Source organism: Enterobacter soli ATCC BAA-2102 (assembly GCF_001654845.1).
GTDB classification, from domain to species: domain Bacteria; phylum Pseudomonadota; class Gammaproteobacteria; order Enterobacterales; family Enterobacteriaceae; genus Enterobacter; species Enterobacter soli.
The window spans coordinates 287459-310068 of record NZ_LXES01000051.1 but is presented as its reverse complement, the minus strand read 5'-3'; the positions used below and the strand labels follow the sequence as shown (position 1 = coordinate 310068).

Annotated in this window: 19 protein-coding genes; 10 read left to right on the top strand and 9 right to left on the bottom strand. The window is 54.7% G+C overall.

From position 1 onward, the window contains the following. Nucleotides 1-159: 159 nt before the first annotated feature. Together bcp and M987_RS22135 are read right to left on the bottom strand one after the other, a co-directional pair. Complete coding sequence (bcp, locus tag M987_RS22140) at nucleotides 160-630, bottom strand: thioredoxin-dependent thiol peroxidase (protein ID WP_014071286.1); 471 nt, start codon at nucleotides 628-630, stop codon at nucleotides 160-162. Continuing rightward, the gene (locus M987_RS22135; RefSeq protein ID WP_014071285.1) at nucleotides 630-1199 is read right to left on the bottom strand and encodes a glycine cleavage system transcriptional repressor; all 570 of its coding nucleotides are present in this window, start codon (nucleotides 1197-1199) and stop codon (nucleotides 630-632) included. Before M987_RS22135 ends, bcp begins: the two co-directional genes overlap by 1 nt. A gap of 145 nt (nucleotides 1200-1344) precedes the next feature. Here M987_RS22135 and dapA point away from each other — a divergent pair, with 145 nt between their 5' ends. The 6 genes from dapA to ypfH all read left to right on the top strand — a co-directional run bounded on the left by dapA (nucleotide 1345) and on the right by ypfH (nucleotide 7860). Then, nucleotides 1345-2223 carry a 4-hydroxy-tetrahydrodipicolinate synthase gene (gene dapA, locus M987_RS22130; protein ID WP_014071284.1) on the top strand — a complete coding sequence of 293 codons (879 nt, stop codon included), beginning with the start codon at nucleotides 1345-1347 and terminating at the stop codon, nucleotides 2221-2223. A gap of 16 nt (nucleotides 2224-2239) precedes the next feature. Continuing rightward, a complete protein-coding gene (gene bamC / locus M987_RS22125; protein WP_014071283.1) occupies nucleotides 2240-3274 on the top strand; it encodes an outer membrane protein assembly factor BamC in 1035 nt (344 codons plus the stop codon). Between the two features lie 109 nt (nucleotides 3275-3383). Then, a complete protein-coding gene (gene purC / locus M987_RS22120; RefSeq protein WP_014071282.1) occupies nucleotides 3384-4097 on the top strand; it encodes a phosphoribosylaminoimidazolesuccinocarboxamide synthase in 714 nt (237 codons plus the stop codon). 120 nt (nucleotides 4098-4217) lie between these two features. Next, nucleotides 4218-5087 carry a KPN_02809 family neutral zinc metallopeptidase gene (gene ypfJ / locus M987_RS22115; protein ID WP_014071281.1) on the top strand — a complete coding sequence of 290 codons (870 nt, stop codon included), beginning with the start codon at nucleotides 4218-4220 and terminating at the stop codon, nucleotides 5085-5087. Nucleotides 5088-5090: 3 nt separating this feature from the next. After that, a complete protein-coding gene (locus M987_RS22110; RefSeq protein ID WP_014071280.1) occupies nucleotides 5091-7091 on the top strand; it encodes a tRNA(Met) cytidine acetyltransferase TmcA in 2001 nt (666 codons plus the stop codon). Nucleotides 7092-7164: 73 nt separating this feature from the next. Next, on the top strand, nucleotides 7165-7860 hold the full coding sequence (gene ypfH, locus M987_RS22105; protein ID WP_014071279.1) for an esterase: 696 nt from the start codon (nucleotides 7165-7167) through the stop codon (nucleotides 7858-7860). A gap of 48 nt (nucleotides 7861-7908) precedes the next feature. On the opposite strand, the gene M987_RS22100 is transcribed toward ypfH, so the two are convergent. The 3 genes from M987_RS22100 to M987_RS22090 are packed head-to-tail and all read right to left on the bottom strand — an operon-like array spanning nucleotide 7909 to nucleotide 9619. Further along, nucleotides 7909-8106: a YpfN family protein gene (locus tag M987_RS22100; protein WP_014071278.1), complete on the bottom strand. Its 198-nt coding sequence runs from the start codon at nucleotides 8104-8106 to the stop codon at nucleotides 7909-7911. A gap of 25 nt (nucleotides 8107-8131) precedes the next feature. Further along, on the bottom strand, nucleotides 8132-9259 hold the full coding sequence (gene dapE, locus M987_RS22095) for a succinyl-diaminopimelate desuccinylase (RefSeq protein ID WP_014071277.1): 1128 nt from the start codon (nucleotides 9257-9259) through the stop codon (nucleotides 8132-8134). Between the two features lie 3 nt (nucleotides 9260-9262). Next, a complete protein-coding gene (locus M987_RS22090; protein WP_014071276.1) occupies nucleotides 9263-9619 on the bottom strand; it encodes an ArsC family reductase in 357 nt (118 codons plus the stop codon). 385 nt (nucleotides 9620-10004) lie between these two features. On the opposite strand from M987_RS22090, the gene ypfM reads away from it, so the two are divergent. Next, nucleotides 10005-10064, top strand: coding sequence for a protein YpfM (gene ypfM / locus M987_RS24785; RefSeq protein ID WP_015572204.1), 60 nt, complete (start codon nucleotides 10005-10007; stop codon nucleotides 10062-10064). A gap of 111 nt (nucleotides 10065-10175) precedes the next feature. Here ypfM and acrD read toward each other — a convergent pair whose 3' ends face one another. Together acrD and narQ are read right to left on the bottom strand one after the other, a co-directional pair. Further along, the gene (gene acrD, locus M987_RS22085; RefSeq protein ID WP_014071275.1) at nucleotides 10176-13289 is read right to left on the bottom strand and encodes a multidrug efflux RND transporter permease AcrD; all 3114 of its coding nucleotides are present in this window, start codon (nucleotides 13287-13289) and stop codon (nucleotides 10176-10178) included. A gap of 201 nt (nucleotides 13290-13490) precedes the next feature. After that, nucleotides 13491-15185 carry a nitrate/nitrite two-component system sensor histidine kinase NarQ gene (gene narQ / locus M987_RS22080; RefSeq protein ID WP_014071274.1) on the bottom strand — a complete coding sequence of 565 codons (1695 nt, stop codon included), beginning with the start codon at nucleotides 15183-15185 and terminating at the stop codon, nucleotides 13491-13493. Between the two features lie 194 nt (nucleotides 15186-15379). Here narQ and aegA point away from each other — a divergent pair, with 194 nt between their 5' ends. From aegA to M987_RS22060, 3 genes are all read left to right on the top strand, one after another. Then, nucleotides 15380-17356 carry a formate-dependent uric acid utilization protein AegA gene (gene aegA, locus M987_RS22070; protein WP_014071273.1) on the top strand — a complete coding sequence of 659 codons (1977 nt, stop codon included), beginning with the start codon at nucleotides 15380-15382 and terminating at the stop codon, nucleotides 17354-17356. A 67-nt stretch (nucleotides 17357-17423) separates the two neighbouring features. Next, nucleotides 17424-18014 (top strand): GDP-mannose pyrophosphatase NudK, encoded by a 591-nt coding sequence (gene nudK, locus M987_RS22065; protein ID WP_014071272.1) that lies wholly within the window; start codon nucleotides 17424-17426, stop codon nucleotides 18012-18014. A 109-nt stretch (nucleotides 18015-18123) separates the two neighbouring features. Next, nucleotides 18124-19167 carry a DUF1176 domain-containing protein gene (locus tag M987_RS22060; RefSeq protein WP_014071271.1) on the top strand — a complete coding sequence of 348 codons (1044 nt, stop codon included), beginning with the start codon at nucleotides 18124-18126 and terminating at the stop codon, nucleotides 19165-19167. Here the strand turns inward: M987_RS22060 and ygjK are convergent. Both ygjK and ygjJ read right to left on the bottom strand, forming a co-directional pair. After that, nucleotides 19164-21515, bottom strand: a complete 2352-nt coding sequence (gene ygjK, locus M987_RS22055; RefSeq protein ID WP_014071270.1) for an alpha-glucosidase — start codon at nucleotides 21513-21515, stop codon at nucleotides 19164-19166. The genes M987_RS22060 and ygjK overlap by 4 nt on opposite strands. A gap of 17 nt (nucleotides 21516-21532) precedes the next feature. Beyond that, complete coding sequence (gene ygjJ / locus M987_RS22050; RefSeq protein ID WP_014071269.1) at nucleotides 21533-22591, bottom strand: protein YgjJ; 1059 nt, start codon at nucleotides 22589-22591, stop codon at nucleotides 21533-21535. Nucleotides 22592-22610: the final 19 nt, after the last annotated feature.

Here is a 22610-nt window from a genome sequence, read left to right as displayed (position 1 = left end):
CCTGGCGGGCCGCGTGGATTGATAAGGGGGCCGCGGCGGCTCCCTTATCCCGTTCACGTGTTCTGAACGAATTATTTTCTGCGGGTATTAAGGTGAACGGGACACTCCACCGTGCTTAACTGACAAGCATTACAACCTGCGTTGCTGTTTTGCTGTTTATCACGCGTTCTCTTTCAGCCAGTTCAACACCACGTCGTGGTGATTGCTGGTTTTGAAGTCATCAAACACATGCTCAACTTTACCGTCAGCGTCGACCAGGAAGCTGATGCGATGAATACCGTCATAGGTTTTACCCATAAAGGTTTTCTCGCCCCAGACACCAAACTGCTCGCACACCTGGTGCTCTTCGTCGGAAAGCAGCGTGAAGTTCAGCAGCTCTTTCTCAGCAAAACGTGACAGTTTTTCTGGTTTGTCGGTGCTGATCCCCAGCACTTCCACACCGACTTTTTTCAACTCGTCCATGTTGTCGCGTATACCGCAGGCCTGTACGGTACAGCCCGGCGTCATGGCTTTCGGGTAGAAATAGACCAGAACACGCTGTCCCTGGAAGTCGGTTAAATTTACTTGCTCGCCGTCTTGATCCGGCAGGCTAAATTTCGGTGCGATGTCACCGGCTTTCAGTGGATTCATTAATCAACTCCATCTTGTTCATGCTGCGAATAATTGACGACGCTTATACTGCCTTGCGCGTTTAATTCTGTACAGAGGGCTTTAAACGCTTGCTCGATATTTGACGCATCCTGCGAGGCAGGGCAGTGCGCGGTAATCTGAATAAACAGCATTGGAAGTGCGCTGTCATCGCCGGTCTGGGTACGGGAAACCAGCTCAGCAATGTTCATCTGATGGCTGTCAAAAAGCGCGGTAAAGCGTTCAATAAGATGCGGTGAGTCAGGGACTTCAACCTGCACCCACACGGTTGCAGGCATAGCAGGACGCGGGCGAGCCGTGGTGCGTTTCATCACGATCAATAAATCCAGCTCCGCGCCTTTTAGCGGCAGGGTGGATTCAATCAGCGTAATGGCGTTCCATGTCCCGGAAAGCAACATAATAAATGTGAACTCTTCGCCCAGCATCGCCAGGCGGCTGTCTTCAATATTACAGCCGCAACTGCTTACGTGGCGGGTGATGGTGTTCACGATACCCGGCCTGTCAGCACCCAGCGCAGTGATAACCAGGTAATGTTGTGATGAGGTTGTCAAACCCGTTCTTCCTTTGCTTGGTTAAGTCTTCCTAAGGAAAGCATAAAAAAAACATGCATACAACCGCCTGAGAGCCTCAGGTCGCTTGCTTTTATTACAGTTCCAAACGTAACATTGAGGCTCTTGTTCGCACAGAGGATGGCCCATGTTCACGGGAAGTATTGTCGCGCTTGTTACACCGATGGATGAAAAAGGTAATGTCTGCCGGTCAAGCATGAAGAAGCTCATTGATTACCATGTCGCCAATGGAACCTCGGCGATCGTTTCGGTAGGGACTACCGGTGAATCTGCAACGCTGAGCCATGAAGAGCACGGCGATGTGGTTATGCTGACCCTGGAGCTGGCCGATGGACGTATTCCGGTCATCGCAGGAACGGGCGCTAATGCAACCGCAGAAGCTATCAGCCTGACCAAACGTTTTAACGACAGCGGTATTGTTGGCTGTCTGACGGTAACGCCATATTACAACCGTCCTACTCAGGAAGGTTTGTTCCAGCATTTCAAAGCCATCGCTGAACATACTGACTTGCCACAAATTCTGTATAATGTGCCGTCCCGTACCGGGTGCGATATGCTGCCGGAAACAGTTGGCCGCCTCTCGAAAGTAAAAAATATTATCGGGATTAAAGAAGCGACAGGGAACTTAAGTCGTGTTCACCAGATCAAAGAGCTGGTTTCAGATGACTTTATCCTGCTGAGCGGTGATGATGCGACCTCGCTGGACTTTATGCAGCTGGGTGGCCATGGCGTGATTTCCGTAACTGCTAACGTTGCGGCACGTGATATGGCCGAAATGTGCAAACTGGCTGCGGCCGGTCATTTCGATGAAGCTCGCGTGATTAACCAGCGTCTGATGCCGTTGCACAATAAATTATTTGTCGAACCCAATCCGATCCCAGTGAAATGGGCTTGTAAGGAATTGGGACTTGTAGCGACCGACACGTTGCGTCTGCCAATGACACCGATTACCGACCACGGTCGCGAAATCGTTGCAGCAGCGCTGAAACATGCCGGTTTGCTGTAAAGTTTAGGGAGATTTGATGGCTTATTCAGTACAGAAGTCGCGCCTGGCGAAGGTTGCGAGTGTTTCGCTTGTTATGCTGCTCGCTGCCTGTAGCTCAGATTCACGCTACAAGCGCCAGGTGAGCGGTGATGAATCCTATCTGGAAGCGACACCGCTTGCTGAACTTCACGCACCCGCGGGAATGATCCTGCCGATCCAGAACGGCGATTATAATATCCCCGTGACCAACGGGAGTGGCCAGGTCGGTAAAGCGCTCGATATTCGTCCGCCAGCTCAGCCTCTGGCTCTGGTAAGCGGGGCTCGTACCCAGTTTACCGGTGATACGGCTTCTCTGATGGTTGAAAACGGTCGTAACAATACGTTGTGGCCGCAGGTTGTTAGCGTGATTCAGTCGAAGAACTACGCGATTGCGAAACGCGATGACGCCAGTCAGACGTTAACCACTGACTGGGTTGACTGGAACCGTCTGGATGAAGATCAGCAGTACCGTGGTCGTTATCAAGTCTCCGTTAAACCTCAGGGTTACCAGCAGGCTGTTACCGTTAAACTGCTGAACCTGGAGCAGGCTGGTAAGCCGGTTGCCGATCCTTCCTCAATGCAGCGTTACAGCACCGAAATGCTGAACGTTATCGCGTCAGGGCTGGACAAAAATGCGACTGATGCCGCTAACGCCGCACAGAGCCGCAACGGTGCAACCTTCGACGTTCAAAGCGCCGCAGATGATACCGGTCTGCCAATGCTGGTGGTGCGTGCACCGTTTAACCAGACCTGGCAGCGCCTGCCAGCAACACTTGAAAAAGTGGGCATGAAAGTGACCGACAGCACCCGCTCAACGGGTAGCATGACGGCAACCTACAAGCCGCTGTCCGATAGCGCATGGCAGGAACTGGGCGCACACGATCCAGATCTGGCCTCGGGCGACTACAAAATTCAGGTAGGTGACCTCGATAACCGCAGTAGCTTGCAGTTTATTGATCCGAAAGGTCACACGCTGACCCAGTCGCAGAATGATGCGCTGGTCGCAGTCTTCCAGGCTGCATTCAGCAAATAAAAAAGAGGGCTGGTTAATCCAGCCCTTTTTATTTTAGTGCTACGCAAACGTGTGCGTGGCATAATATCCCCAGTTTTGAACACAAATCATCACACCAGGAGTAATGAAGATGCAGAAGCAAGCTGAGTTGTATCGTGGCAAAGCGAAAACCGTATACAGCACGGAAAACCCGGATCTGTTGGTGCTCGAATTCCGCAATGATACGTCAGCAGGGGATGGCGCGCGCATTGAGCAGTTCGACCGTAAAGGTATGGTGAACAACAAGTTCAACCATTTCATTATGACCAAACTGGCCGAAGCGGGCATTCCGACTCAGATGGAAGCGTTGCTGTCCGACACGGAATGTCTGGTGAAAAAACTGGATATGGTGCCGGTTGAGTGTGTTGTGCGTAACCGTGCCGCGGGCTCCCTGGTGAAGCGTCTTGGCATTGAAGAAGGTATCGAGTTGAACCCGCCGTTGTTCGACCTGTTCCTGAAAAACGATGCAATGCACGACCCGATGGTCAACGACTCTTACTGCGAAACCTTCGGCTGGGTGAACAAAGAGAACCTGGCGCGCATGAAAGAGCTGACCTACAAAGCCAACGACGTGCTGAAAAAACTGTTTGATGATGCTGGCCTGATCCTGGTCGACTTCAAACTGGAATTCGGTCTGTTCAAAGGCGAAGTGGTGCTCGGCGATGAATTCTCTCCGGACGGCAGCCGTCTGTGGGACAAAGAAACGCTGGATAAAATGGACAAAGACCGCTTCCGTCAGAGCCTGGGTGGCCTGATTGAAGCCTATGAAGCGGTTGCTCATCGTTTAGGCGTTAAGCTCGACTAATACCTGCCTCTGCCAAAGGATGTACGTATCCTTTGGCGTCTTACCTTTGTTTCCTATGGTAATCTTGCCGTTAACCGCCTACGATCATAGCTATTGTTAATGGAATAGTTCGAGGTGGTTATGCGCTGGCAAGGGCGTCGTGAAAGTGACAATGTAGAAGACAGGCGCAGCGGCGGCGGCGGTGGCCCGATGATGGGTGGCCCCGGTTTCCGTTTACCTGGCGGGAAGGGCGGCATTATTTTGCTGGTCATCGTGCTGGTTGCGGGCTACTACGGCGTCGATCTTACCGGTTTAATGACCGGAGAACCGCTACAACAGCAACAACAAACTCAGCGCTCCATCAGCCCGAATGAAGATGAAGCCGCTAAATTCACCTCTGTTATTCTGGCGACCACGGAAGATACCTGGGGCCAGCTTTTTGACAAGATGGGGCGTACCTATCAACAGCCAAAACTGGTGATGTACCGCGGTGCGACACGCACCGGATGCGGCACCGGCCAGTCGGTGATGGGACCTTTCTATTGCCCGGCTGACAGCACCGTCTATATCGACCTCTCTTTCTACGATGACATGAAACGCAAGCTGGGCGCCGATGGTGATTTTGCCCAGGGCTATGTCATTGCCCACGAAGTGGGACATCACGTGCAAAAGCTGCTGGGAATTGAACCGAAAGTCCGCCAGCTGCAACAAAATGCCTCTCAGGCGGAAGTGAACCGCCTCTCCGTGCGTATGGAATTGCAGGCAGACTGCTTTGCGGGTGTCTGGGGCCACAGTATGCAGCAGCAAGGTGTGCTGGAGGCCGGTGATTTAGAAGAGGCGTTAAACGCCGCGCAGGCCATTGGCGACGATCGTCTCCAGCAGCAAAGCCAGGGCCGCGTCGTGCCGGACAGCTTCACGCACGGAACATCCGAACAACGCTACACCTGGTTTAAACGCGGTTTCGCCAGCGGTGACCCGGCGCAATGCAATACCTTCGGCAAAGCACTGTAAGACATGCCTTTTGAACGTCTGACTGGCCAGTTACAGCGCAGAGGGCATCGTCATCTGGTGGTGTTGAGCGGTGATGAACACTGGGCGAATGAGCAGGCGCTGGCCTTACGCGAACAGCTGCGGGGAGACTGGCTGTGGGTGGGGCAACATGCGCCGGTTGAGCCGTACAGCGCGCCTGATGCGTTAAGCGGGCTGCTGGGGCGGGAGTTCCTTCATGCCATTTTTGATGCCCGCAGCGGCTTTGACGTATCGGCTTTTGCCGCGCTGAGCGGCACGTTACGTGCCGGTAGCCTGCTGGTATTGCTGCTTCCGCCGCTTTCCTCCTGGGCAGAGCGGCCAGACGCCGACTCTCTGCGCTGGAGCGACAGCGCAGAACCCATCGCCACCCCGCATTTTGTCCACCATTTTAGCCGGGTTATCGCGGCCGACCCGGATGTGGTGTTATGGCAGCAGCACTCGGCATTGCATCTTGAGTCGCTTCCCCCATCGCACGACTGGCTTCCGGCTAACGGTGAGCCACAGCGTGAACAGGCTGCGATCCTGACACAACTTCTGGCTATGCAAGAGGGCGTTGCTGCCGTCACGGCAGCGCGTGGGCGCGGGAAATCTGCGCTTGCGGGGATGCTACTGAACAGCATAGCCGGTAGCGCCGTTGTGACCGCGCCCGCCAAAGGGGCTACGGATGTCATTGCCCGTTTTGCCGGTGAAAACTATCGCTTTATGGCCCCGGATGCACTGCTGGCCTCCAGCGTTCAGGCCGACTGGCTGATTGTTGATGAAGCGGCTGCCATCCCTGGCCCACTCCTTGAAAAGCTGGTGCGACGTTTCCCCCGTGTATTGCTCACCACCACCGTTCAGGGCTATGAAGGGACGGGCAGGGGCTTTTTACTGAAATTTTGCGCCCGGTTTAGCGGGTTGCAGCGCTTTACGTTATCCACCCCGATCCGCTGGGCGGCAGGCTGCCCGCTAGAGCGAGTCGTCGCAAAAGCCTTGCTGTTTGATGACGCGCTTATTGATAGTGTTCCCAAAAGCGCGGTACGCATCAGGGCGTTAGAGCCTCAGGCGTGGGAAAGCCACCCGGAATTAACCGCCAGCGTGTATGAGCTGTTATGCGCGGCACATTATCGTACCTCTCCGCTTGATTTACGCCGCATGATGGACGCGCCGGGCCAGCATTTTACAGTGGCAGAAACCGATGATGCCATCGCCGGGGCATTGTGGCTGGTGGATGAGGGAGGGTTAACGACCGGGCTTAGCCTGGCCGTCTGGGCGGGATTTCGGCGCCCACGCGGTAACCTTGTCGCCCAGTCTCTTGCCGCACACGGCGGCTCTCCTCTCGCTGCCACCCTCACGGGCAGACGGGTCACCCGAATTGCCGTCCACCCTGCTCGCCAGCGCGAAGGTATCGGACACGCGCTTATTCACAGCGCAAAACAGCACGCGCATCAGGATTACCTGTCGGTCAGTTTTGGCTACACCGATGAACTTTGGCATTTCTGGCAGCAGTGCGGTTTTGTGCTGGTACGAATGGGCAGTCACCGAGAGGCCAGCAGCGGTTGTTATACGGCGATGGCATTACTGCCATTAAGCGACGCGGGGCATCAGCTCTGTGCGCAGGCGCATCAGCGGCTTTGCCGGGATGCGCGCGTGCTGTCGGCCTGGAATGCGGAACAGATCCCAGTGGAAGATGGCTGGGAAGCTACCCTTAATCATGACGACTGGCTGGAACTGGCAGGGTTTGCCTTTGCACATCGGCCCTTTTCCACATCAGTGGCCGCCTTAACACGTCTGTTGCTGACGGTGGAAGCTCCGCTCCCGGCACTGCGCGGCAAAATCGAAGGACAAAAGGATGATGTCACGCTCAGTGCTGAACTGGCGCTCAGCGGGCGAAAAGCGCTTCTGGCCATGCTTCGCGCTGAAACGGCGCAGATGCTGGAATATCTGGATGCCGACCGCTGCCAGCGGCTGAAGCACGACATTTTGCAATGGCAATTTTTTCAATGACTTCTTCAGTAAAGTGGCATGGTCATTACCCCCGAGAGGCGTAGAATCCAGGTCATCAATTAAGGAGACCGCCATGAAACACGACCATTTTGTTGTTCGACGTCCTGACAAACCGGCTAAACAGTTACTGCTTCTGTTTCATGGTGTTGGTGATAATGCCGCCAATATGGGTCAGATTGGCAGCTGGTTCGCGCCGCTTTTCCCGGACGCGATGATTATCAGTGTCGGCGGTGTGGAGCCGTGCGGTCCGAACGGACGGCAATGGTTCTCCGTGCAGGGCGTGACCGAGGAGAATCGTCAGGCGCGTATTGATGCCATTATGCCAACCTTTATTGAAACGGTTCGCTACTGGCAGCAAGAGAGCGGCGTGGGCGCTGAGGCCACTGCGCTTATCGGTTTCTCCCAGGGGTCGATTATGTCCCTTGAAAGCGTCAAAGCGCAGCTAGGACTGGTATCCCGCGTAATCGCCTTTAACGGCCGCTTTGCCACCTTACCGCAAAGCGCCACCACGCAGACCACTATCCACCTTATTCACGGGGGTGAAGACCGGGTGATTGAGCTTTCTCATGCGGTTGCCGCGCAGGAAGCCCTGATCCGCGGTGGTGGTGATGTGACGCTGGATATTGTTGATGATTTGGGCCACGCCATTGACGATCGCAGTATGCAGTTTGCGCTCGATCATTTGCGCTATACCGTACCGAAGCACTACTTCGATGAAGCGCTGAGCGGTGGTAAGCCGAATGACGATAATATTGTCGAATTTATGTGATGAAACTCAACGCTCTCCCCACAGGGGAGAGCGTTGAGATAGAGAGGATTACTTCTTCTGGTCTTTGTTCGGCCAGTTGTCGTCATCATCCCATTTGTCGTTAAAATCACGGTGTGGCGGGAGTTCCGGCTTGTTAGCAAGGAACTTTTTATGGTCAACACGTTTCAGATCTTTAATGACGTTGAGCAACACGCCGACCAAAAAAACCAACACCAGGATCCACCAATATTTTGCCAGCCAGTCCATTCGCTATTCCTTCTCAGAGCAATCGTCAGGCGACGAGTTGCTCCATGATACGTTGATACATGCGGGCCAACAGCTGCAAATCTGCCGCATTCACACATTCATTAATTTTATGAATGGTGGCATTCACCGGGCCCAGTTCTACAACCTGCGCACCCATCCGAGCGATAAAGCGCCCGTCTGATGTTCCGCCGGTCGTCAACAGTTGTGGCTTTATTTCATTATAGTGCGCGATAGCGTTCACCACCGCATCCACCAGTTTCCCGCGTTGCGTCAGGAATGGCTGACCCGAAAGCCACCAGTCAACCGTGTAGCGCAGTGAATATTTTTCCAGCAGCGCCACGACGCGGGCTTTGATCATCTTGTCGGTCAACTCGGTGCTGAAGCGGAAGTTGAACTGCACGTAAAAATCACCCGGAATGACGTTGTTGCTGCCCGTGCCAGCCTGCACGTTGGCAATTTGCATACTGGTCGGCGGGAAGAATTCATTGCCTTTATCCCACTCAATCGCGACCAGCTCATTCAGCATTGGTGCGGCACGGTGAACAGGGTTGTCGGCAAGGTGCGGATAAGCAACGTGCCCCTGTACGCCATGAATGGTCAGATTACAGGTCAGCGAACCACGACGGCCATTTTTCACCACATCACCGACCACTTCGGTGCTGGATGGCTCACCCACCAGGCAGTAATCCAGGCGCTCGTTACGCGCCATCAGCGCTTCAACGACCTTCACGGTACCATTGTGCGCGCTGGCTTCTTCATCAGAGGTGATCAGAAACGCGAGGCGGTTTTTATGGTCTGGATGCTGGGCGACAAAGCGTTCCGCTGCAACGACCATTGCCGCCAGCGAGCCTTTCATGTCTGCCGCGCCACGGCCAAACAGCATTCCGTCGCGGATAGTCGGTTCGAACGGTGGGTTGATCCAGCGGTCTGCATCCCCGGCGGGAACCACATCGGTATGCCCGGCAAAGGCCAGCGTTTCACCCTGGCCGCGCCAGGCCCAGAAGTTCTGCGTATCGCCAAAATCCATACGTTCGACGGTAAAACCGATCGCACGCAGGCGCTCAATCATTAATGCCTGACAACCTGCGTCGTCCGGGCTGAGGGAAGGACGGCGAATAAGCTGCTGAGTCAGCTCAATGACCGGGCATGACATAGACTACACCTCAACGAAAAAAGTCTGATAAAGAGAATCACTAAAGCCCAGCAGCATAGGCTGCCCGGGCGCACAGAGCAATGGGCGTTTGATAATTGCTGGCATTTCCAGCATCAGTTTAACCGCGCTGCTCGCGTCGTTGATACTGGCACGCAGCGATTCGTCCAGTTTTCTCCAGGTCGTGCCCCGGGTATTCAGCAGTGCTTCCCAGCCCAGTTCAGCGATAGCGGTATGCAGAAATTCTGCATCAAGACCGTCGGTGCGGTAATCATGAAAACGATACTCCACACCGTGCGTTTCCAGCCAGCGGCGTGCTTTTTTGATGGTGTCACAATTTTTAATGCCGTACATCACAACCATGTTGAATCCTTTTGTTCTTATGATGGTTAAACGTTCAATTATTTCGAGGATATATCCTTAAGTGGAATATAACACATTCAGAATATCGCTGATTTACAATTCTTCTTAATTCAACTCACACCTGTAAGCTGAATATTCTTTCATCATTTAAGCATAGATGTCCATATTGTTTAAATTCCTAATAAAGTCAGCGATTAATTTAATTCTCACCCGCGCGTATGGTTATTTCAAAATATTGCTATTGGTCACATAAAATTTAGGGTTCTGCGCTCATATTTAGCCTAAGTCCTGATGAGACGCGGGGCTTATCACAGTAATTGGTTAAAATGTCTTCACAGTGATGATGGGTTTACGTAGAATGCGCATAATAATAAGAGAGGTAGTTATGATTGAACGTGAACTGGGGAACTGGAAAGATTTTATCGAAGGTATGCTTCGTAAATGACTTTCAGCAGAAAATGCAAGAGCACTAAAATAACTAAAATAACCATAGTGTGAATTAATCACACAATAAAAAGGCGGCCTTAAGAGCCGCCTTTTTTATACCCGTTATGCGTTATTCCGGACGTGGCTTCAGCGGGAAGCGGCGACGTACCAGAACAAAGAACAGCGGAACAAAATAGATGGCCAGGATGGTGGCTGAAATCATGCCGCCCATCACGCCTGTCCCTACCGCATGTTGGCTGCTTGAACCTGCGCCTGAGCTGGTCGCCATCGGCAAGACGCCGAACACAAACGCCAGTGAGGTCATCAGGATCGGGCGTAAACGCTGACGGCAGGCGTGCAGTGTGGCCGACATCAGATCGTGACCCTTCGCATTCATCTCGTTGGCAAACTCAACAATCAGAATGGCGTTTTTCGCAGACAAGCCAATTACGGTGAGCAACCCAACCTGGAAGTAAACATCGTTTTCCAGCCCGCGCATCCAGGTCGCCAGCAGTGCGCCAATTACGCCAAGCGGTACAACCAGCATGACGGAGAACGGTACAGACCAGCTTTCATAAAGCGCAGCCAGGCAGAGGAAGACCACCAGCAACGAGAGTGCATAAAGGGCAGGGGCCTGGGCACCAGACAGCCGTTCCTGGTAAGACATAGCCGTCCACTCAAGACCAAACCCGCTCGGGAGCTGCTGCACCAGTTTTTCCATGGTGTCCATCGCGGTCCCTGTACTGACACCCGGTGCGGCTTCACCGACGATTTCTACCGCAGAATAGCCATCGTAACGCTCCAGGCGCGGAGAGCCACTTTCCCAGTGCGAGCTGGAGAACGCAGAGAAGGGCACCATGCTGCCGGCATTGTTACGCACAAACCAGCGGTTGATATCATCCGGTAACATTCGGAACTGGGCATCGGACTGGACGTAAACCTTTTTCACACGCCCCCTGTCCATAAAGTCGTTCACGTAGCTGGAGCCCCACGCCGTTTGCAGCGTGTCGTTAATATCGTCGATGGAAACACCCAACGCCTGCGCCTTACGCTGGTCAATATCGACCTGTAGCTGTGGGCTGTCATCAAGGCCGTTATGGCGAACTCGGGTCAGGGTTGTGTCTTTGCCTGCCAGTTCAAGCAACTGGTCACGCGCCGCCATTAACGCCGTGTGTCCTGCACCGGCATGGTCCTGAAGCTCCATATCAAACCCGGCGGAGCTACCCAGCCCGCTGATGGCCGGTGGGCTGCTGGCAAAGACGCGCGCTTCCTTAATTTTGTTAAACGCTTTGGTGGCGCGTTCGATAATGGCAAACGACGTGCCCGTTTTCGTGTCACGCTCATCCCAGTCTTTCAGGCGCACGAACATGCGCGCCACGTTTTGACCGTTGCCGCCAGGCCCGGAGCCAACGGTTGAAAACACCGACACCACGTTGTCTTTCTCTTTGGTGAAGAAGTAGTGCTCAACCTTTTCGACCACTTTCAGCGTCTGCTGTTGCGTTGCCCCACTCGGGAGCTGCACAGACGTGGTGAACATACCGCGGTCTTCCATCGGCAGGAATGACGTAGGAAGATGCAGGAACAGCCAGACCATGCCGCCCAGAAGCACCACGTAAATCATCATCCAGCGCAGGCTTCGGTGCAGCACACGGCCAACACCCGCTTCATAACGCGCCGCGTTACGATTAAACATGCGGTTAAACCAGCCGAAGAAACCTTTCTGGCCGTGATGTTCACCTTTATGCAGCGGTTTGAGGATCGTGGAACATAAGGCCGGGGTGAGGATCATCGCCACCAGCACCGAAAGCACCATTGCCGACACAATGGTGATGGAGAACTGGCGATAGATTGCACCGGTTGTGCCGCCAAAGAACGCCATCGGAATGAATACCGCCGAGAGCACCATCGCGATACCCACCAGCGCGCCCTGAATTTGCCCCATCGATTTACGCGTGGCGTCACGCGGCGAGAGCCCTTCCTCGCTCATGATTCGCTCGACGTTTTCGACCACCACGATGGCGTCATCCACCAGCAGGCCTATCGCCAGCACCATCGCAAACATGGTCAGGGTGTTGATACTGTAGCCAAACGTGTAAAGCACCGCGAAGGTACCCAGCAGCACCACCGGCACCGCAATGGTCGGGATAAGCGTGGCGCGGAAGTTTTGCAGGAACAGATACATCACCAGGAACACCAGCGCGATGGCTTCGAGCAGGGTTTTCACCACGTCCTCAATTGAGGCCTTCACGAAGGAGGTGGTTTCGTAGGCGACTTTGTATTCCAGCCCGTGCGGGAAATACTGCGAAAGCTCGTCCAGACGATCTAACACCAGCTTCGCGGTGGCCATTTCGTTCGCCCCGGAGGCCAGTTTAATCCCCAGACCGGACGCCTGATTGCCGTTAAAGCGGCTCAGGTAATCATATTTTTCCGCCCCCATTTCTACCGTGGCGACATCTCCCAGGCGCACTTCAGAGCCGTCCTGATTCACGCGCAGCGTAATATTGCGGAACTGGTCAGGCGTTTGCAGTAGCGACTGTGAGTTGATGGTGGCGTTCAGCGCCTGCTTATCAACGGAAGGGGTACCGCCCAGTTGCCCGACGGCGATTTGGGCGTTCTGGGATTTGATGGCGTCAGTGACGTCTGTCGCGGTCATCTGGAAGCTGTTCAGCTTGTTGGGATCCAGCCAGATGCGCATGGAATATTGCGAGCCATAGGCATCGATATCGCCGACACCGTTGATACGGCTAATAGGATCCTGAATATTACTGGCAACGTAGTCCGCAATATCCTGCTTATCCATTGAACCATCGGTGGAAACAAACGCAATGGTCAGAATGTTGGTATCGCCGGTTTTACGCACCGTGACGCCCTGGTTCTGGACCGCCTGAGGCAGCTTACGCATGGCCGATTGCAGCTGGTTTTGCACCTGCTGGACGGCTTCATCCGGGTCAGTACCGGCGGTAAAGCTCAGGGTAACCGTCGCCTGCCCGGTGGCGCTACTTTGCGAGGACATGTACATCAGGTTATCGAGCCCGGTCATGTTCTGCTCGACGACCTGCGTCACGGTATTTTCCAGCGTCTGTGCCGACGCACCAGGATAGTTTGCCGTGATACGTACGTTTGGCGGTGCCAGATCGGGATATTGCTCAACAGGAAGTGAAGTAATTGCCAGGACGCCAGTCAGACACAAAATAATTGCTAGCACCCAGGCAAAAATGGGGCGATCGATAAAGAAATTCGCCATGAAAATGTGACCTCTTTTTGCAGCACGTCATTATTGTATATTGCCCGCATCACTCTAGCGGTAAGGCGAGAGCCAAACGTGGAGAAATAAAGGAGATATTGTAAATTATCATGCCCTTTTACAGCGTTCCTCCCCGAAGGCGTAACGGCAAGTATCACGCATGACAGTGGCGTGATGGTGACAATAGTCTTTAATTTACCGTTATTTACCCGCAAGGCTCATCGGCGTTCTGAATGTTACGCTGACCTGGGTTCCGCCATTCGGTGGCTGAGAAAAGTGCAGGGTGCCGCCCAGCCTGCCAGCGCGCTCACGCATAATGTTCAGACCGTAGTGTCCTGGTGGCTCGCTTGCCTCGCCAATACCAATCCCGTTATCGCGAATATTGACGCTGTGCGTCCCGTCAGTGGAGGTCACACAGCTAACGGTTATCTCGCTCGCCTGGGCATGTTTAATGGCATTCAGCACCGCCTCACGGACTATCTGTAACAGGTGCACCTGTTTTTGCGCATCCAGCGCCAGCGAAGACAGACGGCAGTCGAGGATCAGTCTGGCCTGTGTCTGGCTTTGTAGGCTATCCAGCGACTCCTGTAACGCCCCCGGCAGGTTGGCGTGGTTGAGCGTCAGGCGGAAGGTGGTAAGCAGCTCGCGCAGCTGATGCCACGCATTGTTAAGCTCGCGGGAAAAGTCAGAAATAATGGTTTGTGCCGGGGCGTTTTCTTCCGGCACAGCATGCCTGAGCAACGTCAGCTGGATACGTAAATACGAGAGTACCTGCGCCAGCGAATCGTGCAGCTCGCGAGCGATGGTGGCGCGCTCCTCCATTAACAGCAGCTGTTGATAATGTTTTTGTGCCTGGTTGAAGTAAAGCCCGCGGCCCAGCATCGTGGCCACGCTTTTCATCAGAGGAACCGGAACCGTCCCGGTTTCGCTTTGCCAGCGCAGCTCGCCGTAAAGCGTATCCTGCATCAGTACCGGCAGGTTTTGCATCTTTAGTGCCTCCTGCTCACTGCCTTCGCAAAGCTGCCAGTCGTCGCTGGTGCGCAGCTCCAGGTAACTCATCTGCGTGTACTCATGCACAATCTGCAAAATATGGCGGAAGCAGTGGCTGTCTATCTGGCCGGTATTCAGCGCCTGCGAGCACTTGAATAACATTTCGAGCTGCTGATGAGCTTCATTCAGATGTTGGGTTTTTTCCGCAACCGAGTGTTCCAGAGAGCGATACAGCGAATGTAGCTCTGCCGACATATGATTGAACGCGCGGGATAATTGGCCCAGTTCATTAGTCAGGTGGGTATTCGGGACAGGGGTACTAAAATCGCCCTGTTCGATACGTTCACTCGCCTCAACCAGATGGTTCAGCGGTGCCACAACCTGACGGCGGATGCCCCGCAGGGTAATGAGGGCGAGCAGTAAAATACCCAGCCCACCGGCGAGTGAAATCAGGATAACCAGCTGGATCTTGTGTTCCGTATAGTGCTGAAGCGCCAGCACGAAGGCGTCGATACGGCCGACAAAGTCCTGAATATGCGTCTGATACCAGGCCGTGTCCCCTTTTGCTATCTGTCTGTCCATCTCTTGCCAGCCAAGATGCAGCTGCTGGTAGCGCTGTTTAACGTTGTCCGGCACATACCAGCGGTCGAGCTTTTGCAGCGCGGGCGCACTCAGGGTCTGCTGCCAGGACTGGCGGTGTTTTTGCAGCTCCGGGCTTGCCCGCTGCATTTCGTAGCCCAGTCGATAGCTCTGCATTCGCAGAGAACCCGCAATGTTAATGGCCTCGGCGTCACGCTGGCTGCTGGCAAGCGTCAGCAGCGCGATGGCGCAGGTGAAAACGGACAGCAACACTATCGAAAAAAAAGCCCGAGCCAGGCTTCTGGAAACAGGTCGTTTAACGGTCACAAAACAGCTTCCTGAAAATAAAGGTAATCAGATGAAACGCAATTTCATCCCGAATGAAATAAATTGATCTTCCACAGGTTCACTGTAAATAGTTTGGCTTCCTGGGCATTTGAACATTGCCTGATAACACTGCACTCGGTAAATACAATATTCATATAAAGAATAAGGTTATTGAAGCCAAAACAGGTGTAGTTATGAATCGTTTTATTATGGCCAACAGCCAGCAATGTATCGGATGTCGTGCTTGCGAAGTCGCCTGTGTTATGGCGCACAACGACGAGCAGCATGTCCTGAGCGAGCGCCATTTTCATCCCCGCATTACGGTACTCCGGTCCGGCGCCAGAAAAAGCCCCGTTACCTGTCATCATTGTGAGAATGCACCCTGCGCGCAGAGCTGTCCTAACGGCGCTATCAGTAAAAACCATGACAGCGTACAGGTGAATCAACAAAAATGCATTGGTTGCAAAGCCTGCGTGGTGGCCTGCCCGTTTGGCACGATGGAAATCATCGTTACGCCGCTGAACAACGGTAGCGTGAAGGCCACGGCCCACAAGTGCGACCTCTGCGTGCAACGTCCGCAAGGCCCGGCCTGCATCGAAAATTGCCCGGCGGATGTCCTGACGCTCGCCACGCCTGGCGTGCTGGATAACCTGGCGAAATCGCGTCGCCAGCGCACCGCAAGGCTCGAAGCGCAGCCCTGGCATAGCGAGGCGGCACAGCGCCAAACGCCACCCACAAAATTGCAGCAGATGCAGGCCCTGGTACCCCGCGGCGAGCCGGACAAGCTTAGCCCTGAAGCACGCGCCTGCCATTTTAACGAGATCTACCTGCCATTCCGGGCAGAGCAGGCGCATCGCGAGGCCTCACGCTGCCTGAAATGCGGCGAACACAGTATCTGCGAATGGACATGCCCGCTGCATAACCACATCCCTCAGTGGATTGAACGCGTAAAGGAAGGAGACATCACCGGTGCGGTGGCGCTCTCTCATCAGACCAACTGTTTACCTGAAATTACCGGCCGGGTCTGCCCGCAGGACCGATTATGTGAAGGCGCCTGCACGGTGCGGGATGAATCTGGCGCGGTGACGATTGGCAATATCGAACGCTATATCTCCGATCAGGCGCTGGCCATGGGCTGGACTCCGGACATGACCGGGGTTGTCCCGGTAGATAAACGCATCGCCATTATTGGCGCTGGCCCCGCCGGGCTTGCCTGTGCAGACGTGCTGGTGCGCCACGGGGTGAACGTCACCGTGTATGACCGACACCCGGAAATCGGCGGATTACTGACCTTCGGCATCCCGGCCTTCAAGCTGGACAAATCGCTGCTGGCACGCCGCCGGGAGATCTTTACCGCCATGGGGATCCACTTCGAGTTGAACTGCGAAGTGGGCAAAGACGTGTCGATGTCTCAGTTGTTGAGTGACTACGACGCCCTGTTTATCGGCGTTGGCACCTATCGTTCGATGAAAGCGGGTATTCCTCACGAGGATGCGCCTGGTGTGTACGATGCGCTGCCGTTTTTAGTGGCCAACACGCGTCAGGTGATGGGGCTTGAACCGACAGCCGCCGAGCCGTACATCAACACACAGGGTCTGAACGTGGTGGTGCTGGGCGGGGGCGATACGGCGATGGACTGCGTGCGTACTGCATTACGCCATGGCGCGGCGAAAGTGACCTGCGCCTACCGCCGCGATGAGGCCAATATGCCGGGCTCGAAAAAAGAGGTGAAAAACGCGAAGGAAGAGGGTGCCGAGTTTGAATTTAACGTGCAGCCGGTTGAGCTGACGCTGGCGAAGAACGGGCAGGTGAACGGGATCCGAATGCTGCGCACTGAACTGGGCGAGCCTGATGCTCAGGGACGGCGGCGGCCGGTTCCGGTGGCGGGCAGTGAGTTCGTGATGCCTGCGGATGCGGTCATCATGGCATTTGGCTTTAACCCGCACGCCATGCCGTGGTTACAGGCCCAGGGGGTTAACACCGACGACTGGGGACGGATTGTGGCCTCAGTTGACAGCCCTTATCGCTACCAGACAACCAACCCGCAAATTTTCGCCGGTGGTGATGCGGTGCGCGGTGCGGATCTGGTGGTTACCGCGATGGCGGAAGGACGTCATGCGGCGCAGGGCATGATGGACTGGCTTGGGGTTCGCGCGCCAAAAACGCACTAAATCAGGCGGGCGACAAAGCGGGTTTCGCGGCGTAGTATAAGCACATTCATTGCGCCGTGGAGCCCGTATGACCCTGAAAATAGACGTTATCAAAGACAAAATCCTTTCTGAAAATTACTTTGTCCTGCGTAACATCACCTATGATTTAACACGTAAAAACGGTGAGGTTATCCGTCACAAGCGTGAGGTCTACGATCGCGGTAACGGCGCGACCATCCTGCTGTATAACCGTGAAAAACAGAGCGTGGTGTTAATTCGCCAGTTCCGGGTTGCGACATGGGTAAACGGTAATCTGGACGGACGGCTCATTGAAACCTGTGCCGGTCTGCTTGATGACGACGAGCCGGAAGTCTGTATCCGCAAAGAGGCCATTGAAGAGACAGGCTTTGAAGTGGGCGAAGTGAAAAAAGTCTTTGAGTTATTTATGTCGCCAGGCGGCGTCACGGAATTAGTGCACTTCTTTATTGCAGAATACAGCGATGCGCAGCGCACTCACCGGGGCGGCGGTGTGGATGACGAAGATATCGAAGTACTGGAAATCCCTTTTTCTCAGGCATTAACAATGCTGCGTTCAGGGGAGATCAAGGACGGTAAAGCGGTGATCTTATTGCAGTATTTGCAAACAACCGGGTTAATGAGCGGCGCTTTCGAACGGTAGTCTGATGAGTTTCGGATAAATCTATCCGATAAATCCGATTGAGCCCGCCTGGTTGTAACACGAAGATACTGCCCAGATTTGCGTTTTTGTTTCCGGGATTGTGCCATCCATGCGCTACTGCGTTTTTATTCTCTCGTTATGTTGCGTGCTACGCGCGCCTTTGGTGTGGGCAGCGCCTGCACAGCAGTCTTTTTCTGACTGGCAGGTGACCTGTAACAACCAAAACTTTTGTGTTGCACGCAATACCGGTGAACATCATGGGCTGGTGATGACGCTCAGCCGCAGTGCTGGCGCGAAAACAGATGCCACGCTGCGTATCGACCTGGGAGGGCTTGATTCCCCGTCGGTTAAAGAGCCTGACATCGCGCCGCGCCTGCTTCTGGATAACATCCCATTAAAGCTGGAACCTCTGCACTGGCAGGTGACTCCGTGGCATTTAATGACGGATGACGCCACAACTATTACCGCCTTTTTGAAAAGCATTCAGGAAGGCAAAGCGCTGACCCTGAAAGGGGGAAGACAGATTATCTCTCTGGACGGGCTGAAGGCCGCTCTGCTGTTTATTGATGCCCAGCAAAAGCGCGTGGGGAGCGAAACCGCGTGGATTAAAAAAGGCGGAGAGCCGCCGCTGAGCGTGCCGCCTGCGCCCGCCCTGAAAGAAGTGGCGGTCGTGAACCCCACGCCGACACCGCTTTCCCATGATGAACTCAACGATCTGCTGGATTATGGCACCTGGCGGATGAACAACAGCCAGTGCTCACTTGATCCTAATCGCCGGGAAGTGCGGGTGACGGCATTAACCGACGACAAAGCGCTGTTGATGGTAAGCTGTGAAGCCGGGGCCTACAACACCGTCGACCTCGCCTGGCTGGTATCACGTAAAAAGCCCTTTGCCGCCAGAAGCGTCAGGCTGCGACTGCCGTTTACGCCATCGAGCGACAGCAGTGAAATGGAGCTGATGAACGCCAGTTTTGACGAGAAAACCCGTGAGCTGAGCACGCTGTCGTTAGGGCGGGGGATTGCGGATTGTGGCATTCAGACCCGCTGGCGTTTTGACGGCCAGCGTTTTCGCCTGGTGCGGTATGCCGAAGAGCCAAGCTGCGATAACTGGCATGGGCCAGATGCCTGGCCCACGCTCTGGATCACGCGTTAATCTTTACGGAAAAAGTCGTTATACAGCATGTACAGATGCGCCGCGCTCCACGAAAAGTTAGGTGCGCCTTGCTGCGCTCCGGTCAGTGGATTGTAGTTTTCCTGAATCGGGCCGTCGGACGTGAGCCCTTTCGCATGATTAAAGAACGCCTGTGCCAGATGCTGTGCTTGCTGGCGATAACCGTAACGCTCCATTCCTTTTAAGCCAAACCAGAACTGATCTACCCAGACGCGGCCACGCCAGTAAATATCCGGGCCGAACGCCGGGTTTGTCAGCGCGGCAGTCCCGAGCGGCACGTAAGTGTTGAACTCTTTTTCATCCAGCATCACTTTCACCACGGCATCCGCCTGTTGCTGCGTGGCTGCGCCGTTAAACAGCGGTGACCAGCCTTCCGGCCCTTTACCACGCTCGACGATGGGTTTCCCCGAGCAGCCGTTTGCCAGCGGTTTGTCTTCGATACGAATGTCATAGTAAAAGCCGCTTGCGGCGTCGAACATGCAGGTATTGATATAGTTCGCGAGCTTATCTGCCAACTGGCGATAGTGGGTTGCGTCCTGGGTTTTGCCCAGCACAGTCGCCATTTGCGCCAGATAGTGATTGTCGCTGTACATATAGCTCGCCTGATCGACAGACTCCTGCAACAGTGAATAGCCCAGTAGAGTCCCTTCTTTACTGCGGTTCTCTGCGAATTTCACCGTCCAGTCGCTGCGTTTCCCGCCGTTTTTCACATATGCATCCAGCTGTTCTTTATCAATAAAGCCGAATACGGCGGCGTCATCGCGCCCGGATTCCCAGGAGGCGGCCACCTGCGCCGGAATTTCAAGGCTGTCGTAATGGCCATTGCTGACCACACTTTCGTACTTATCAAGGCCTGAAAGCGACTCTTCTTTTTCGCCTTTTTTGACCATAAACAGCATCTCACCGCCCGGGGTGTTATGGGCTTTGTCCCGGGTTGCGCCATATTCCGGCACGCCGTTGCCGTTATGATCCCGGTTACGCAGCCACCAGTCATGATACGCCGTCAGTTTTGGGTACATCTCGGCAAGCCAGGCTTTATCATGCGTGACGTTGTACACCTCCATCACCGACCATGCCGCCAGGCTCGGTTTGGTATTGCGTTCGTTCCAGTTGCCGCCATCGCCGCCGCGTTCCGGGCTCAGGTTCCAGGCAATGAGATCGGGCACAAAACCGGCGTCCTGTGGGCGCACCGGATCGTCGGGTTTGATTTGCCAGGAGAAGACCGCGCGGATGTTCTCTTTGGCGATATCCGGGTTGAAGTGCGACATGGCAAAGGCCTGCTTCCAGGTATCCCACGGCCAGGTCTGGTTGCCAGAGAACCAGCGCCCGGTCACGGACGGTGTGACCGTGTTGTAGTGCACTGCGCCGCCCGGTGAGCGCCAGTTACCGTTGAGGGTTTCAATGGCTTTAACCGCCACACGAGTCTGCTCTGGCGTGGCGTTCGGATTGCTTAACCCCTTTTGCAGATACGCTTCCCAGCGCGTTTTTGCGGCGCTCATAAAGACGGCGGGGCGCGCCAGAATATCGCGGATTTGTGGTTGTTCGCGTTGTACTTCATCGGCATTCAGCAAATGGGAGTAGGTGGTGTAAAGCGTGGTGCTGCCGGAAATGTGCGCCTTGCTGATAAAGCGGTGGCCATTCACGCTGGTCTGCGTGGCTATCGATTTATGGATCTGATATTCCGAACTGCCGGAGGTGAGCAGATCCCAGGTGGAACGCACTTTGCCGAAGGTGACTTTCAGCCCATCGCGGGTCGGCACAATCTGGCGATGATAATCCGGGAACGCGCCGTCAATGGTTTTATCTGAGAGCGGCTTGCCACTTTTGGCTTCCAGTTTTTCCAGCAGTTCGCCGTCCCACACCAGGTCGAGCGGGGTGCTGCTGGTGATTCGGGTTTCCAGCAGTGAGGTACGCGAAGAGGCGAAGCGCAGCGTCATCTCAATCTGCACATCTTTGGCGGTGAGTTTTTGCACCAGCGCGCCGGGGAGGCTGTAAGCCTCAAGCGTAAAGTCCACTTTTTTACCGTTTTGCCAGACGCTCAGGCGGTCAAAATTGGTCGCCATAAAGTTAATGTACTCTTCGGTGAGTAGCGCTACGCCGGGAAATCCCCCCTGGGTCTGCGGCCCGTCCGGCAACAGATGACCATGCCAGGCACCCAAATCGAAAAAGGGGTTAAAGCGCTGGTGGTCGTCATCATCGAAATCGTGCATGTATGCCGGTGCGCCGGTACGGTTTATGACATTTTTAAACGCGTCGGCCGTGGCGGCGTGCGCGGAGAAACTCAACGCGAGCGCGCAGGCCAGCGGGGTCAGACAGGTCGATATTTTCATTGGCGGCGGTTCCCTTTTTACCAGTAGAAATATTGCATCAGGAAGACCCGGTCGCTCGGATCGCCAGAGGCATTTTTCATATAGAAGCGGCTATCGGCAGCGGTGGCGAAACGCCCCCCGCCGTATTCGTACCAGATACCAAACTGCATAAACGAGGTGGTTTCGTCGGCAGCGTTGTCCGGGCGATGCCGTGCGTAGCTGTAGGCGGTGGAGAGATAGACACCCTTAAGCGCCTCTACCATGGCGCTGACCATGTACCCCGATTCCGTGCCGGAGGTGTCCTTGCCGCTCGCTCGTCCGGTATGGTGCCAGGCGCGAGCTGCCAGGTTAGGGGACAGAATGCCGGTCAGAAAGAGTTGGCCTGTACCATCGGTAAGTTCCAGTCCGTTCATCCAGGTGACGTCTTTAACGATGTCATACTGGATATAGCCGTTCGCCATTGCCGGGTAGGTGTACTTATCGTCATAGCGGTCGTACTTGCCAAAATGCAGCCAGGCCTTGCTTTCGTCATGGTGCCCCGCAGGCGTGGCGGTCACGCTGTAGCGCAGATTACCCGAGCGATTCTGCACCTTGAGGGCGTACATGATGTCGCGGGTATTGGGGATCACATATCCCATGTCCGGCGTGAAATCGCCCCACCATTGCAGGTCATCAAGCGAGGAGTCCTGTCGCACGCTGAGCATGATTTCGGTGTCGTTATTGGTTTTATAACCGCCGTATAAACGGTTAAGCCCGCCTTCAAAACCGCCCCAGCTGTGATCGGGGACCCAGGCATTGCCCTGGCTGTCGGCCTGCACCGTCCAGCCTTCGCCGTAAATCAGCCCAAACCAGTTGCCCTGTTTTATTTCCAGACCGCCCTCAATATAAGTCCCGTCACTGTATTTGTGTTTTTCCTTACCTTCCAGATCCATATATCCGCCGACACCCAGTTCGCCATAAAAGCGGTATGACGGAGAACTGATCTGCGGTGTTTTGGTGTCATCGTGCTCTGCCGGTCGCGCGTCCTCTGCGGCAAATGACGGGCAGCAGAAAGAGAGGGCAGCGAGTGCCCCAGCATAATTTGCTTTAATTTTCATAAACTCATCCCAAAGAAAT

Bases quoted from the DNA above. Each gene is read 5' to 3' on its own strand.
- bcp (WP_014071286.1), bottom strand. From the start codon at position 630: ATGAATCCACTGAAAGCCGGTGACATCGCACCGAAATTTAGCCTGCCG.
- dapA (WP_014071284.1), top strand. From the start codon at position 1,345: ATGTTCACGGGAAGTATTGTCGCGCTTGTTACACCGATGGATGAAAAA.
- bamC (WP_014071283.1), top strand. From the start codon at position 2,240: ATGGCTTATTCAGTACAGAAGTCGCGCCTGGCGAAGGTTGCGAGTGTT.
- purC (WP_014071282.1), top strand. From the start codon at position 3,384: ATGCAGAAGCAAGCTGAGTTGTATCGTGGCAAAGCGAAAACCGTATAC.
- ypfJ (WP_014071281.1), top strand. From the start codon at position 4,218: ATGCGCTGGCAAGGGCGTCGTGAAAGTGACAATGTAGAAGACAGGCGC.
- M987_RS22110 (WP_014071280.1), top strand. From the start codon at position 5,091: ATGCCTTTTGAACGTCTGACTGGCCAGTTACAGCGCAGAGGGCATCGT.
- ypfH (WP_014071279.1), top strand. From the start codon at position 7,165: ATGAAACACGACCATTTTGTTGTTCGACGTCCTGACAAACCGGCTAAA.
- M987_RS22100 (WP_014071278.1), bottom strand. From the start codon at position 8,106: ATGGACTGGCTGGCAAAATATTGGTGGATCCTGGTGTTGGTTTTTTTG.
- dapE (WP_014071277.1), bottom strand. From the start codon at position 9,259: ATGTCATGCCCGGTCATTGAGCTGACTCAGCAGCTTATTCGCCGTCCT.
- M987_RS22090 (WP_014071276.1), bottom strand. From the start codon at position 9,619: ATGGTTGTGATGTACGGCATTAAAAATTGTGACACCATCAAAAAAGCA.
- acrD (WP_014071275.1), bottom strand. From the start codon at position 13,289: ATGGCGAATTTCTTTATCGATCGCCCCATTTTTGCCTGGGTGCTAGCA.
- aegA (WP_014071273.1), top strand. From the start codon at position 15,380: ATGAATCGTTTTATTATGGCCAACAGCCAGCAATGTATCGGATGTCGT.
- nudK (WP_014071272.1), top strand. From the start codon at position 17,424: ATGACCCTGAAAATAGACGTTATCAAAGACAAAATCCTTTCTGAAAAT.
- M987_RS22060 (WP_014071271.1), top strand. From the start codon at position 18,124: ATGCGCTACTGCGTTTTTATTCTCTCGTTATGTTGCGTGCTACGCGCG.
- ygjK (WP_014071270.1), bottom strand. From the start codon at position 21,515: ATGAAAATATCGACCTGTCTGACCCCGCTGGCCTGCGCGCTCGCGTTG.
- ygjJ (WP_014071269.1), bottom strand. From the start codon at position 22,591: ATGAAAATTAAAGCAAATTATGCTGGGGCACTCGCTGCCCTCTCTTTC.